General features: G+C 65.0%; 11 protein-coding genes. 5 read left to right on the top strand and 6 right to left on the bottom strand.

Annotated elements, in window-relative coordinates:
* Positions 1 to 340: 340 nt before the first annotated feature.
* The gene (locus tag JQ553_RS23290; protein ID WP_212502342.1) at positions 341 to 1,258 is read left to right on the top strand and encodes an SDR family NAD(P)-dependent oxidoreductase; all 918 of its coding nucleotides are present in this window, start codon (positions 341 to 343) and stop codon (positions 1,256 to 1,258) included.
* Positions 1,259 to 1,344: 86 nt separating this feature from the next.
* A complete protein-coding gene (locus tag JQ553_RS23285) occupies positions 1,345 to 2,592 on the top strand; it encodes a TIGR03862 family flavoprotein (protein ID WP_212502341.1) in 1,248 nt (415 codons plus the stop codon).
* Between the two features lie 29 nt (positions 2,593 to 2,621).
* On the opposite strand, the gene JQ553_RS23280 is transcribed toward JQ553_RS23285, so the two are convergent.
* From JQ553_RS23280 to JQ553_RS23270, 3 genes are read right to left on the bottom strand one after another with little or no spacing between them, the layout of a single operon-like run.
* Positions 2,622 to 3,701 (bottom strand): D-TA family PLP-dependent enzyme, encoded by a 1,080-nt coding sequence (locus tag JQ553_RS23280; RefSeq protein ID WP_212502340.1) that lies wholly within the window; start codon positions 3,699 to 3,701, stop codon positions 2,622 to 2,624.
* Positions 3,702 to 3,759: 58 nt separating this feature from the next.
* The gene (locus JQ553_RS23275; RefSeq protein ID WP_212502339.1) at positions 3,760 to 5,577 is read right to left on the bottom strand and encodes an ABC-F family ATP-binding cassette domain-containing protein; all 1,818 of its coding nucleotides are present in this window, start codon (positions 5,575 to 5,577) and stop codon (positions 3,760 to 3,762) included.
* Positions 5,578 to 5,581: 4 nt separating this feature from the next.
* On the bottom strand, positions 5,582 to 6,079 hold the full coding sequence (locus JQ553_RS23270) for a YaiI/YqxD family protein (protein WP_212502338.1): 498 nt from the start codon (positions 6,077 to 6,079) through the stop codon (positions 5,582 to 5,584).
* 137 nt (positions 6,080 to 6,216) lie between these two features.
* Between JQ553_RS23270 and JQ553_RS23265 the strand changes: the two genes are divergently transcribed.
* The gene (locus JQ553_RS23265) at positions 6,217 to 7,014 is read left to right on the top strand and encodes a hypothetical protein (RefSeq protein WP_212502337.1); all 798 of its coding nucleotides are present in this window, start codon (positions 6,217 to 6,219) and stop codon (positions 7,012 to 7,014) included.
* Between the two features lie 4 nt (positions 7,015 to 7,018).
* On the opposite strand, the gene JQ553_RS23260 is transcribed toward JQ553_RS23265, so the two are convergent.
* Positions 7,019 to 9,391, bottom strand: coding sequence for a xanthine dehydrogenase family protein molybdopterin-binding subunit (locus JQ553_RS23260; protein ID WP_212502336.1), 2,373 nt, complete (start codon positions 9,389 to 9,391; stop codon positions 7,019 to 7,021).
* A gap of 204 nt (positions 9,392 to 9,595) precedes the next feature.
* Between JQ553_RS23260 and JQ553_RS23255 the strand changes: the two genes are divergently transcribed.
* Both JQ553_RS23255 and JQ553_RS23250 read left to right on the top strand, forming a co-directional pair.
* Positions 9,596 to 10,639: a Ppx/GppA phosphatase family protein gene (locus JQ553_RS23255; RefSeq protein WP_212502335.1), complete on the top strand. Its 1,044-nt coding sequence runs from the start codon at positions 9,596 to 9,598 to the stop codon at positions 10,637 to 10,639.
* 164 nt (positions 10,640 to 10,803) lie between these two features.
* Positions 10,804 to 11,493: an RlmE family RNA methyltransferase gene (locus tag JQ553_RS23250; RefSeq protein ID WP_212502334.1), complete on the top strand. Its 690-nt coding sequence runs from the start codon at positions 10,804 to 10,806 to the stop codon at positions 11,491 to 11,493.
* Here the strand turns inward: JQ553_RS23250 and JQ553_RS23245 are convergent.
* Complete coding sequence (locus JQ553_RS23245; RefSeq protein WP_212502413.1) at positions 11,448 to 13,211, bottom strand: adenylate/guanylate cyclase domain-containing protein; 1,764 nt, start codon at positions 13,209 to 13,211, stop codon at positions 11,448 to 11,450. The two genes, JQ553_RS23250 and JQ553_RS23245, sit on opposite strands and share 46 nt — an antisense overlap.
* 91 nt (positions 13,212 to 13,302) lie before the next feature.
* On the bottom strand, positions 13,303 to 14,274 hold the full coding sequence (locus JQ553_RS23240) for an ABC transporter substrate-binding protein (RefSeq protein WP_212502333.1): 972 nt from the start codon (positions 14,272 to 14,274) through the stop codon (positions 13,303 to 13,305).
* Positions 14,275 to 14,335 lie beyond the last annotated feature (61 nt).

The raw sequence follows: 14,335 nt of genomic DNA, 5'->3' as shown, positions 1-14,335 counted from the left end.
GCACGTGTTTGACGCTCGTTCGTCGACTTGCGTCAACGCACGCCACGTATGAAGATCGCTTCCAATTCCCGGAATATCACTTGGCTAAAAACTGAGGCCTGAGGTCTCCCAGCACGCATTTGTCAAGTCGATGCTGAGACAAGTTCGGTGCGGCGCGCAGGAAAAGCGGACATCCGCTGCGCCATAATGGCGCAGGGCACGAGATCGCGCGGCCGGTGAAGCGATAAATCTCTCCACGACAGCAAGGGAAAGGTTTCGCGATCCATCATTGATTTTGTTTACGGATTTTCGCATTTAGGTTCCCACAAGTGAGCAGGGTGGAAGAACAGGAACTAACGGCATGACAATCAGATTTGACGGACGCGTCGCCATCGTCACCGGCGCAGGCAATGGTCTCGGACGGGCGCATGCGCTGGGCCTCGCGAGCCGCGGCGCCAAAGTCGTGGTGAACGATTTCGGCGGCGGGCGCGACGGCACCGGCAGCTCGCTGTCGCCGGCCGAGGCGGTGGTCGAGGAAATCCGCAAAGCCGGCGGCACGGCGATGGCCGATGGCGCCGACGTCTCCAATTTCGAGCAGGTCACCGCGATGGTCGCGCGTGCCACCAGGGAGTGGGGCAGCGTCGATCTGTTGTGCGCTAACGCCGGTATCCTGCGCGACAAGTCATTCGCCAAGATGGAGATCGCCGACTGGGCCAAGGTGCTGGATGTGCATCTCACCGGCACCTTCTACTGCTGCAAGGCGGTATGGGCCGGCATGCGTGAGCGCAACTACGGGCGCATCGTGCTGACGACCTCGTCGTCTGGCCTGTTCGGAAATTTCGGCCAGGCCAATTACGGCGCGGCCAAGACCGGCATGGTCGGCCTGATGAACGTGCTCGCGGAGGAGGGCCGCAAGAACAACATACGCATCAACACGGTCTCGCCGACGGCAGCGACAAGGATGACCGAAGAGTTGCTTCCGCCGCAGGCGCTCGCGCTCATGAAACCGGAAGCGATCACGCCGGCGGTGGAATTCCTGCTCAGCGAGGACGCGCCGACCCGCACCATCATGGGCGCCGGTGCAGGCTCGTTCGCCGTCATCAAGATACTGGAGACCGAAGGCGTCAACCTTCCGCAATCCGATTGGACGCCCGACGCGATATCAGCGCATTTCGCTGAGATCAGCGACATGTCGACCGCGAAGGCGCTGGAAGGCGCGTTCCAGCAGACACAGAAATATGTCGGCCACGCCGCGGCGCGGGCTGGCGTGAAGCTGTAGGACGGTGCCTTTCACCCCCATTCGTCATGGCCGGGTTTGTCCCGGGCGTCCACCTCTCTGGCGCCGTCGAGTGGCTTGCTCGCAGCATGTCTGAAGAGCGAAACCATGTCGTGGTCGTCGGCGCTGGTCCCGCTGGGCTGATGGCCGCGGAGATCCTTGCGCAAGGTGGGGCGCGGGTCACGGTCCACGACGCGATGCCGTCGGCCGGGCGCAAATTCCTGATGGCCGGGCGCGGCGGCCTCAATCTCACCCACAGCGAGCCGCTGCCCGGTTTTCTCGCGCGCTATCGCGAGGCGATGCCGCATCTCGAGGCTGCAATCGAGGCGTTTCCGCCGACGGCCTTGCGCGATTGGAGCGAGGCGCTCGGACAGCCGACTTTTGTCGGTAGCAGCGGCCGGGTGTTTCCAAAGACCTTCAAGGCGTCGCCCTTGCTGCGCGCCTGGTTGCGGCGACTCGACAGCGCGGGTGTGCATTTCGCGTTGCGACACCGCTGGACCGGATGGGATGAAGGCGGTCGGCTGTTGTTTCAAGCGCCGGATGGCTTGCGCAGGGTCGAAGCCGATGCCAACGTCCTCGCGCTCGGCGGCGCGAGCTGGCCGCGGCTCGGGTCGGATGGCACTTGGGCGGATATTCTTGCGGCGAGGGGCGTCGCGATCTCAGAGCTCAGGCCGGCCAATTCAGGCTTCACCGTCGCATGGTCGGATATTTTTCGTAACCGCTTCGAGGGCCAGCCGCTCAAGGGCGTCGCGCTGACGATCGGTGCGCACACCGTGCGCGGCGAGGCTATCATCACTCGCACGGGCATCGAAGGCGGCGCGATCTATGCGCTGTCGGCGGAGTTGCGCGAGGCGCTGCTGGACGCGGGGCAGGCAACGCTGAGCGTCGCGCTGCGGCCTGAGCTTACGATCGAGGCACTGACGACGCGCTTGTCGGCACAACGAGGCAAGCAATCATTCTCGAATTTCCTGCGCAAGGCGGCGCAGATTTCGCCTGTCGGCATTGGCCTCATTCAGGAGGCTGCGATCGTGTCGGGCCAGCCATTGGCATCGCTGTCGCCGTCGGGGCTGGCGTGCTTGATCAATGCAGTCCCTGTTCAACTCACCGGCGTAGCACCGATCGATCGCGCGATCTCGACCGCCGGCGGCATCCCCTTCAGCGAGCTCGACGACAACTTCATGCTGCGCCGTCTGCCCGGCACCTTCGCCGCCGGCGAGATGCTGGACTGGGAGGCGCCGACCGGCGGCTATCTGCTGCAGGCGTCGTTCGCGACCGGCGCGGCCGCGGGGAAGGGCGTGCTGAAGTGGCTTGAAGCGCGAACGGCGAATAGCGAATAGTCCCTGCTACTCGCTATTCGCTACTCGCGTCATCGCAGCTTCCCTCTTGCCGCGACCGGCAGCGTGCCGACGATCTCATCGCCGCGTACCATGACGACCTCATCCATCATGTTGACGACGACGCAGACATGGTTCGGCACGATCCGCACGACGTCGCCGACATTCGGCCGCGTGTTGCTGCGGGAGAGGTCGAGGAAGCCGTGTTCCTCTGCAAAGCGCGCGATCTTCGCCTCGGGATGTTCGAGGATCAGCCCGTGGCCTTCGAGGCCGCCGGTATCGGTCGTCAACGTCTTCGATCCGGCGTCGAGGATGCCGCGCTCGGGGCCGGCGCGGCTGACGACGGTGGAGTAGATGTTGAGCGCGCAATCGTCCCAGGTCGCAACCTCCGCAGCGACCTGCATGCGGTCGTTGTAGATGTAGGTACCGAAGCGGTGCTCGGTGCCGCCCTTGAGCTTGCCGAGGTTCTTGAGGTTCGGCGTGCCGCCGGTCGAGACGATGGTGGCATCAAGGCCGTGCGCGCGGACGCCGGCGAGCGCCTCGTCGTAGAATTTTTGCGCCTCCGCCCAGCCGGTCTCGGTGGGGTAGAGCATGAAGCCCGCAAACGTCAGGCCCTTTGCCGCAGCGATCTCGCGCGCCAGCGCGATCGCTTCCGCCGGCGTCTCGACGCCCGCGCGCTTGCGTCCCGTATCGCATTCGACCACGACGGAAAGGGGACGCCCGGAGCTTGCCGCTGCCTTCGGCAGGTCGCCGATTACGACGGAGTTGTCGGCGGCAACCGTTACGTTGGCTTTCACCTGCAACGCACCGAGCCGCGCCATCTTCTCGTCGCCGAGCAGATTGTAGCTGATCAGGATGTCGTCGATGCCGGCATGCGCCATGATCTCGGCCTCGCCGAGCTTCTGGCAGGTGATGCCCTTCGCGCCCGCCTTGATCTGCATCTGCGCGAGCGTCGGGTTCTTGTGGGTCTTGATATGCGGACGATGGGCGACGCCGGCCGCGTCACAGGCGGCCTGGATGCGGGCGATGTTGCGCTCGACCTTGTCCATGTCGATGACGGCGCAGGGCGTGCCGTATTCGCGGGCGATCTTGGCGGCGAGCGTTGTGGTCATCGGGTCGACTCCAGTTCAGCATTCAGTGAAGCGAAGCAACGACGTGAAACCATCCGCATCATGCTTGCTCTATTTCTTCGCGCAGCACTTCCAATTCGAGCCAGCGATCCTCTGCCGCAGTGAGCTCCGCTTGCGCCCTCGCGATCTCGGCTGATGCGGTGTCAAACTTCTTGCGATCCTTGGTGTAGAGGTCGGGATCGTCAAGCAGCTTCTGCTGCTTCGCGATTTCTGCCTGCAGCTTCTCGATCGTCTTCGGCAGCGTTTCCAGCGCGTGCTTTTCGTTGAAGTTCAGCCGCCGCCTGGGCGTCGCTTCGGGCGCTGTCGCCGTGGCTTCCTTTTTCTCCACGACCGGGGCTTGTTGCCCCTTGACGGTCTCGCGCCTCACATCAGCGCCACGCTGCGCCAGCATGTCGGTATAGCCGCCGGCATATTCGATCCAGCGACCCTGGCCCTCCGGTACGATCACCGACGTCACCACGCGATCGAGGAAATCGCGGTCGTGGCTGATCAGGATCACCGTTCCCTCGTAGTCGCCGAGCATCTCCTCCAGCACATCGAGGGTTTCGAGATCGAGGTCGTTGGTCGGTTCGTCCAGCACCAGCAGGTTGGACGGCTTTGCCAGCGCGCGGGCGAGCATCAGCCGGCCGCGCTCGCCGCCCGACAGCGCCTCCAGCGGCGTGCCGCGCTGCTCCTGGGCGAACAGGAAATCCTTCATGTAGCCGATCACATGCTTGGTCTTGTCGCCGACCATCACATGGTCGCCGCGGCCGCCGGTCAAGGCTTCCGCCAGTGTCAGCCTGGGATCGAGGCTTTCGCGATGCTGGTCGAGCGTTGCCATCTCGATGTTGGCGCCAAGCCGCACCGAGCCGCTGTCGGGTGGATCATTGCCGATCAGGAGATGCACCAGCGTGGTCTTGCCGGCGCCGTTGGGCCCGACAATGCCGAGACGGTCGCCGCGCTGGATGCGGGTCGAGAAGCCGTCGACGATCTGGCGATCGCCATAGGCTTTGGCGATGTCTTTTGCCTCGATCACCAGCCGGCCGGATTTCTCGGCCTCGGCCGCCGCGAGCGTGGCATTGCCGGTGGCCCCGCGATAATTCCGGCGCTGGTCGCGCAGCGCATGCAGGTTGCCGAGCCGCTTGACGTTGCGCTTGCGGCGGCCGGACACGCCGTAGCGGAGCCAGTGCTCTTCATTGACGATCTTGCGGTCGAGCTTGTGCTGCTCGCGCTCTTCTTCCGCCAGCACTTCGTCGCGCCACGCCTCGAACGCGCCAAAGCCGCGGTCGATCTGCCGGATCTGGCCGCGATCGAGCCAGGCCGTCGTGCGCGACAGGTTGGTGAGGAAGCGCCGGTCGTGGCTGATCAGGACCAGCGCGCAGCGCCGGCCCGCGAGCTCGCCCTCGAGCCATTCGATGGTCGGCAGATCGAGATGGTTGGTCGGCTCGTCCAGGAGCAGGATGTCGGGCGAGGGCGCCAGCACGCGTGCCAGCGCCGCACGGCGGGCTTCACCGCCCGAGATATGCGCGGGATCCTCCTCGCCGGTGAGACCAAGCTGTTCGAGGAGATAGCGCGCCTGGTAGCGATCGTCGCCGGGGCCGAGACCGCCCTCGACATAAGACAGCGTGGTTGCGTGCCCGGTAAAATCCGGCTCCTGCGGCAGATAGCGGATGGTGGCGCCCGGCTGCACGAAGCGGCTGCCGGAGTCGGGCTCGACCAGGCCGGCTGCGATGCGCAACAGCGTCGATTTGCCGGAGCCGTTGCGGCCGATCAGGCAGACGCGCTCGCTGGCCGACACCGACAACTCGACGCCGGTGAGCAGCGGCGTGCCGCCGAAGGTGAGGCTGATGTCCTTGAGCTGGATGAGAGGCGGGGCCATCGCGTCAGCTCCCGCTCGGCGCCGATTGCTCCGCGCGGCGGCGCTGGATGCGGCGGATGGTCTGGTCGAGCGTCGACAGGAAGGTCGAGCGATCGCGCGCCGAGAACGATTTTGGTCCGCCGGTGATTTCGCCCGACGTGCGCAGGTCCGTCATCAGGTTGCGCATCGCGAGCGTCATGCCGATCGACTGTTCGGTGAACGGCCTTCCGTTGGGCGCGATGACGTCGGCGCCGGCCTTGACGCATCGGCTCGCCAGCGGGATGTCCGCGGTGATCACGACGTCGCCGTCATGCGCGCGCTCCGCGATCCAGTCGTCGGCGGCATCCATGCCGGAGCCGGCCGCGATGCGCTCGATCAGCGGATCCTGCGGCACGCGAATGAAATTGCCGGCGACCACACTCACTGGCACGCCGAAGCGGATCGCGACGCGATAGATCTCGTCCTTCACCGGACAGGCGTCGGCGTCGACATAGATGCGGGTGGTCGGAAGTGCTTCAGTCATCAAGTTGAGGAGTTCCGCGAGGGCGCCCTGCGTGTACTCCATCGTGCGGGAAATTGCGAGGAAAACGCGAGGCTTGCCACCTCCCTTCGTTCGACTACCATTGCCGGCAGAAAAACAACGCAAATTGGGGAAACGCCATGGCGGCGCTGCAAACCTACCGCGTCTCAGCCTACAACACGTCGAAGTTTTCAGAGAACAAGATCCACGACGACACGGTGGCGCGGCGGTTCGGCTTTTCCGGCGGCCTCGTGCCCGGCGTCGATGTCATGGCCTACATGATGCACTTGCCGGTCGAGAAATGGGGGCGCGATTTCCTCGAACGCGGGCTGATCGAGGCGCGGTTCGTGAAACCGGTCTATGATGGCGAGACCGCGGAACTGACCGGCAGCGACAGTGACGGCGCCCTCGCAATCGAAGTCCGCAGCCGCGGCGAACTCTGCGCCACCGGCAGCGCCTCGCTCCCGGACTCGGTTCCCCCGGTGTCGATTGACGACTACAAGCAGGTCGCACCCGTAGTCGAGCGCAAGCCGGTGAACCCGTCCTCTTACGAAGTGGACAAGTGGCTCGGCACCATACCGCGCGACTGGTCGGGCGACGCCGCGCAGGATTATCTCGCCGACATCAGGGAAATCGACCCGATCTTCGCTCGTGAAGGCCTCGGCCATCCCGGTCTCTTGCAGCGGATGATGAACAAGGTGCTGGTCGACAACGCGATCCTCGGCCCGTGGATTCATGTCGGCAGCCGGATGCAGCTTCTCTCCGCCGCCAGGATCGGCGACGAACTGACGGCTCGCGCCAAGGTCACGGGCAACTACGACAAGAAGGGCCACCGCTTCGTCGAGCTCGACGCGCTCGTGCTCGCCAATGGCAAGACCCCGCTCGCGCATTGCTGGCACATCGCGATCTACCAGCCGCGCGAGCAGGCAGTGGCGTAGCCGCTTACGCCGCCTTGGCCTTAGCGTTCTGAATCGCGCGCCACACACGTTCGGGCGTCAGCGGCATGTTGATGTGCTTGATGCCATACTCCGACAGCGCGTCCACCACCGCGTTGACGATGCAGACGAGGCTGCCGGCACAGCCGGCTTCACCGCAGCCCTTGGTGCCCAGCGGATTGGACTTCGCCGGCGAGGGATGATCGCCGACCTGCATCGCCGGCACGTCGCCCGCGCGCGGCAGCGCGTAGTCCATGAAGGAGCCGGTGATCGGTTGGCCTGAGTCGTCGTAGCTGACCTGCTCCATCAGGGCCTGTCCGATGCCCTGCGCAACGCCGCCATGCAATTGACCGGCGACGATCATCGGATTGACGACGATGCCGAAGTCGTTGACCGCGGCGTAGCGCATAATCTGCGTCACGCCGGTCTCCGGATCGATCTCGACCTCCGCGACGTGGCAGCCGTTGGGGAAGGTCGATACCGTCTCCTTGGTGGCGTGGTCGACATCGAGCGTCTCGGGCGTGCCCTCGGGCATCCCACCCTCGCGCATGCGCTCGGCGAGCTCCATGATTCCGATCGAGCGGTCGGTGCCGGCGATTGTGAAGCGGCCATCGCCGAATTCGATGTCATCGGCGGACGCTTCCAGCACGTGAGCCGCCGCCTTCTTGCCCTTCTCGACGACCAGCGCCGACGCCTCGACGATCGCCTGTCCGGTTGCGGTGATCGAGCGCGAACCGCCGGTGCCATTGCCGAATCGCACGAGGTCGCTGTCGCCTTGTTCGAGCGTGATCTTGTCGAAGGGCACGCCGAGCTGGTCGGACAGCACCTGCGCGAACGGCGTGGCATGACCCTGGCCGTAGTCGAGCGTGCCGGTGGTGAGCTTCACCGATCCGTCCGGCTCGAATGTGATCTTGCCGAGCTCGCCGCTCGGCGGGGCGGTGACTTCGAGATAGGAGCCCACCGCGATGCCGCGCAGCTTGCCGTTCTTCCGGCTCGCCTTCTTGCGCTTGGCAAAATTCTCGTAGTCGGAGACTTCCAGCGCTTTCTGGAACACGCCGGCGAAATCGCCGCTGTCATAGGTGACGCCGGAGGCGGCGGGAAAGGGCAGTTGCGATGGCTTGATGAAGTTGCGCTTGCGCAGCGTGAGGCGGCTGATGCCCATCTCGTCAGCAGCGGCGTCGATCAGCCGTTCCATGTAGTAGTTGGCCTCGGGTCGCCCGGCGCCGCGATAGGCGCCCATCAGCGTGGTGTTGGTCAACACCGTCTTGATATCGACGCCGAGCAGCGGCGTGCGATAGACGCTAGCGAGGTTCTTGCCGGTGTTGAGCGACAGCGGCCCCGGCGCGACGCCAGTGATGTAGGCGCCGAGATTGCCATGGCCGGAAAGGCGCACGGCGAGGAACTTGCCGTCGGCATCGAGCGCAAGCTCGGCGTGGATCAGTTGCGCACGGCCGTGGCTGTCGGAGAGGAAGCTCGTCGAGCGCTCGTCGAGCCATTTCACCGGGCGTCCCAGCGCCTTCGCCGCATGCGCGATGCAGGTGTATTCGGGGTAGTTGAGGTTCTTCATGCCGAAGGAGCCGCCGACATTGGCGGTCAGAATGCGCACCTTCTCCGGCGGCACGTTGAGGATTCTGGCGAGGATTGCCTTGTTCCCGGAGACGCCCTGGGTCGGCACCTGGAGCGTGTAGCGCTCGGTCTTTTTGTCGTAGCTCGCAAGCGCCACGCGCGGCTCCATCGAGACGACGGCAACCCGGGTGTTGACGATGTCGAGCTTGGTGACATGCGCGGCCGCCGCGAAGGCCGCGTTGATCTTGTCGGTGTCGCCATAATGATAGTCGAGCGCGACGTTGAGGGGGATGTGGTCGTAGAGCTGCGGCGCGCCCGGCTTCGCGGCCTCTGCGGCGTCGGTCACCGCCGGCAGCGGCTCGATGTCAGCCTCGACGGCCTCCGCCGCATCGCGCGCCTGCGCCGCGGTTTCCGCAACGACGAAGGCGATGGGGTCCCCGACGAAGCGCACCTTGTCGGTCGGCAGCGCGTGTCGGTTGGTCTGCAAGAGGGGTGAGCCGTCGCGGTTCTTCAGCGGCAGACCGCAGGTGAAGGGGTTGTAGTTGCCGGCCGCAAGATCGGCGCCGGTCCACACGCCGAGCACGCCGGGCATCGCCTTGGCCGCCGCTGTGTCGATGCGCCTAATGACGCCATGGGCATGGGAGGAGCGAACCATCCAGCAATGGGCCTGGCCGGGCAGCGAGAAATCGTCGGTATATTTGCCCTTGCCGCGCACCAGGGTGTCGTCCTCCTTGCGGCGGACCGGCTGCCCGACCCCGTATTTTCGCAGCGCAATAGCGTTTTCCAGGGAGGCGGGTGAAATATGATTCTGCATGGGAATAGACCTGAAATGCCCAGATTTTCACTGGTTTGGGGGCGATTCACCAGATAACGCACGCCCTGCCTGACGACAACGCCCGAATGGGCATGGTCTCAATGTGATCCGTTATTGCATGGGTCAGAGGCGCTGCTAAACTTTCCGTGAGCAGACAATTTTCTTCGGCAGGCCGGACCCCGCGCCTGCGGAAAGACAGGTTTGATGAACGACGATGTGCGGCTTTGCGACGGCCCTGCGGCCAGCGGAGCCCCGTCAGGGTTGGGTGCGGCGGGCGTGGAGACCGGTGTCTACGCCGCACTCGACCTTGGCACCAATAATTGCCGCCTCCTGATCGCCTGTCCCTCCGGCGATGGGTTCCGCGTGCTCGACAGCTTCTCGCGGATCATCCGGCTCGGCGAGGGCATTGCCGCGACCGGTTCCATCAGCGAGGCCGCCATCGAGCGTGCGATCGCCGCACTCAGCATTTGCGGCGACAAGATCCGCCATCGCAAGGCCCGACGGCTGCGCCTGATCGCCACCGAGGCCTGTCGCTCGGCGGCCAATGCCGAGCGCTTTCGTGATCGCGTCGCGGCCGAGACCGGCATCAAGCTCGAAGTGATCGACCGCGCGACCGAGGCGTCGCTCGCCGTGATCGGCTGCTCGCCGCTGCTCGATCCGAGGGGGCGGGGCGCGATCCTGTTCGACATCGGCGGCGGCTCGACCGAACTCGTGCGGATCGAGCGCGATCCGGACGCGCCGAACGCGGCGCCGTGCATCAAGGCCTGGATGTCGATCCCGCTCGGCGTCGTCACGTTGGCGGAGCATTTCGGCGGCAAAAACGTCTCGCGCGACTGCTACCGGCAGATGATCGCCACGGTCGCCGGATATGTCGCGCCGTTCGCCGCCGAGCACGGCACCGACCTGCGCGACATGCATCTGCTCGGCACCTCGGGTACCGTGACCACGCTTGCGGGCCTGTTCCTCAACTTGCCGCGCTACGACCGCCGCCGCGTCGACGGCATCTGGATGAAGAATGCCGACATCACCGCGACGATCCAGAAATTGCTCGGCATGAGCTACGAGGCGCGCGTCAACAATAATTGCATCAGCGTCGAACGCGCCGATCTTGTGCTCGCGGGCTGCGCCATCCTCGACGCGATCCGCAACGCGTTTCCGCTGCCGCGGCTGCGCGTCGCCGACCGCGGCCTGCGCGAGGGCATGCTGGTCGAGATGATGCGCGAGGACGGCGCTCTGCGGCCGTGCTAGACGCCGATTCACCTCGCCCCGCTCTTGCGGGGAGAGGTCGGATTGCGCAGCAATCCGGGTGAGGGGGACTCTCCGCGAGCGCATCTCTCACCTCCTTTGTGGAGGCACCCCCTCACCCCGACGCTCTCCCCGCCAAGAGCGGGGCGAGGGAGAAGAGAAGGACCATGCCGAAAGACACCACCGGGCGGCTGCACGTTACCGTCAAGAGCGGCGGCAAGCGCAAGCTGTCGTCGAAGCTCTGGCTGGAGCGGCAGCTCAACGATCCCTATGTCGCCAAGGCCAAGGCGATGGGCTACCGCTCGCGCGCGGCCTTCAAGCTCACCGAGATCGACGACAAATACCGCCTGCTCAAGCCCGCCATGACGGTGGTCGATCTCGGCGCGGCGCCTGGCGGCTGGAGCCAGGTTGCGGCAAAGCGCACCGGCGCCGCCGACGGCAAGGGCAAGGTGATCGCGATCGATCTGCTCGAGATGGGCGAGATTCCGGGCGTCACCTTCGCACAGCTCGATTTCCTCGATCACAACGCGCCGGAGAGGTTGATCGCGATGATGGGCGGCCGCGCCGACTTCGTGATGTCCGATATGGCCGCCAATACCACGGGCCATCGCAAGACCGATCAGCTACGCATCATCGGCCTCGTCGAGACCGCCGCCCAATTCGCCTGTGAGGTGCTCAATCCCGGCGGGACATTCCTGGCAAAGGTCTTTCAGAGCGGGGCGGATGCGGATTTGCTGGCGCAGCTCAAGCGCGATTTCACCACGGTGCGCCACGTCAAGCCGGCGGCGAGCCGGCAGGATTCCTCCGAGCGTTACGTGCTCGCGACGGGATTCCGCGGGCACGCGAAGGCTTCATGACAGGCGTCCGCAGGCTGCAGCGGGCAGGCGTGATCTTGCATCGCCGTGCCGTGACGCGCCACGGCGAAGATCTGCACTGCGTCGTCATAGCCCTTCATCAACCGCTTTCCGAGCGAGACGAGCGCGAAGCTGTCCTTCACCTTGCCGGCCGCGACCGGATCGAGCAGAATCTGTCCGTCGTTTGCGGTGTCGCACAGCCGTGACGCCAGATTGACGACATTTCCGATCGCGGTGTAGTCGACCCGGCCCTCGTAGCCGACGGCCCCGACGGTCGCCGGTCCCATCGCGAGGCCCATGCCGAAACCGATCGCATAGCCCCTGGCGCGCCAGCTTGTCACGAGCGACTGAACCGCCGCCTGCATATCGATCGCGAGCCGAACAGCCCGGTGCGCCGGATTCTCGCAAGCCACGGGCGCATTGACCAGGACCATCACCCCATCGCCGGCGAAGCGGATCAGGGTCGCCTGATGCCGGGTCGTGACGGCGCCAACCGCTTCGTAATATTCCCGCAACACCGTCATCAGGGTTTCGGGCTCGGCGCGCGTCGAGCAGGCTGTAAAGCCGCGCAAATCGCCGAAGATCGCAACCACGTCGCGCCGCTGCTCGTCCAGCAGGCGCTGGTTGGAGGTTTCGACCAACTCAGCCACCTGCGGCGGAAGGAACTGCTTCAACCGGTTGATGCGCACCGATTTGTGCTGGGAGATGGCCAGTTCTTTGGCCATCTCGTTGAAGCGGATCGCCAGTTGCTCCAGCTCGTCGCCGCTGTGAATCGCGATGCGATGGTCAAATTTCCCCATGCCGATCCGTGCGACACCGTCCTCGAGGTGCCGGATCGGTCCGGACATGCGGTGTGCGAGCCAATAGGCGAGGGCTGAGGCGACGATCGCTCCGATGGCGATGAGCGCAAGCGAACGCCACAGCGCGATGCGGGTCGATTCGAATGCCTCGTGGATTGGCTGTTGGGCAATCACGGTCCAGCCGACATTGGCGGCGCGGACCGCAAGCGCGACAACCGGACCGCCGTCATTGCCGATCGTGATGGCTGCGGATCCCTTGGCGGCCCTGACGGCGGATTTGAGCCGTTCGAACTCATCCGACGCCGCGCCGCCACGCAGGACCAGGCTGATGTCGGGGTGAGCGATCAGGCGGCCGGAACCGTCGATGACGAAGGCGTGGCCGGTGTCGCCGATCTTGATCGCGGCGATGACGTCGCGGATCAGCTTCAGATTGATCTCGGCGATCACGATGCCGGCCGCGGGACGTTTTCCAGCGACCGCGATCCGCATGTAGGGTTCCGAATCGTGCTGGTACTGGACCGGTCCGTACCAGACGCCGCCTGCGCGCGCGCCGACGACCGCCGGGTCAGCCGACATGTCGGCGCCGCGGCCTGTGCGGTTCAGCCGTAATCTGGATACAAAGACGCGTTCGGTTCCGGCCTGGTCGATCAGCATGACCGAGGCAATTGCCGGCACCTGCTGCAGGAGCCGCAGAGCATCGATCCGGCGGCGGTCATCCTCGCTTTGGGTCCATGGAAACTGTACGACCCAGCCGAGCTGATCGCCGATTCCATCGATGAAGGTCTGTATCCTGTCGGCGGCCGAGCGCGCTTCGACCTGCAGAACCTCATTGAGATGACGGCACTGGTCGCGATAGACGAACCACGCATCGCTCGCGGCGCCGAGCGTGAGCGGCACGGCCGCAGCCACGAACAGCGTCATGAAATATTTGACGAAGAGCGAGCGGCGCGGGCGGGTCACTGCGAGATGTTTCCGGTAATGGCTGGCTACGCGGGCATCTCAGGTGCCCGCCTCATTCGATCACTTTGTTGGCGCGAAAGAGGATCGCGGATTCGTCGAGATCGATGCCAAGCAGTTTTGCCGTCCCGAGATTGATGGCGAACTCGAAATTCGTCGGCTGCACGACCGGGAGGTCGGCCGGGCTTTCACCGCGCAGGATCCGGTCAGCGTAAGTTGCGAGTGAGAAATAGGTGGCCTTTTGATTCGCTCCGTAGCTCGCGAGCCCTCCGGCTTCGCAATATTCGCTCCATCCGAACATCGAGGGCAGGCGCCGATTGATCGCGAACTCCGCGATGCTGGCCCGATGCACCATCGTGGCGGCGTCCGGAAACACCAGCAAGGCGTCGGCGTGAATATTGGCCGCTCTGGCAAGCGCGGCCTCCAATTCCCGCGGCCCCGAGAACGGCACGTAGACCGGCGCGATACCGAGCTTCTGGCAGGCCTCTCGGGTGGCGCGCCACTCCGATTGTTCGCCCGGATGATTCGTGTTCGACAGCGCGATCAGCGTGCTCAGCCTTGGGAAGATGTCCCTCAGCAGCTCAACCCTTTTCCCGGCGAGCTCAAGCGACAGGAACGTCGAGCCGGTGAAGTTGCCGCCGGGTTGCGCGAGGCTCTTGACGATGCCGAGCTCGACCGGATCGCCGCTCAGCGCAAACAGGACGGGAACCTCCCTGACCGCTGTCATTGCGCGCGTCGCCGGGCCGCTCGACACCACAAGGTCGATCTTGCCCCGCTTGATTTCGGATATTGCCTGGCGCAACGCCTCCGGGTCTCCAGGAGCGTATTGGAGCTCGAAGGTCAGATTCTTTCCTTCGACGTAGCCGCGCGCGCGCATCCCGTCGCGAAACCCATCGAGAAACGGGTCCGGCTGCGTCTGGGTGGAAAACCAAAAAATACGGTACGGCCTGGTCGCTTCCTGCGATTGCGCGGCGACCGGCCACACCATCGCACCGCCGACAAGGCTGATAAAATCTCGCCGTCTCATGACGGCCAATATGGCCCGGACGGCAGCACTCCGCTTTGAGCAGGGGCTCAGGCGGGCTCGA

Origin of the sequence: Bradyrhizobium lablabi (assembly GCF_018131005.1) — a bacterium.
GTDB lineage: Bacteria > Pseudomonadota > Alphaproteobacteria > Rhizobiales > Xanthobacteraceae > Bradyrhizobium > Bradyrhizobium lablabi_D.
The sequence above is the reverse complement of the archived record's forward strand: the minus strand, read 5'-3'. Positions and strand labels throughout refer to the sequence as shown.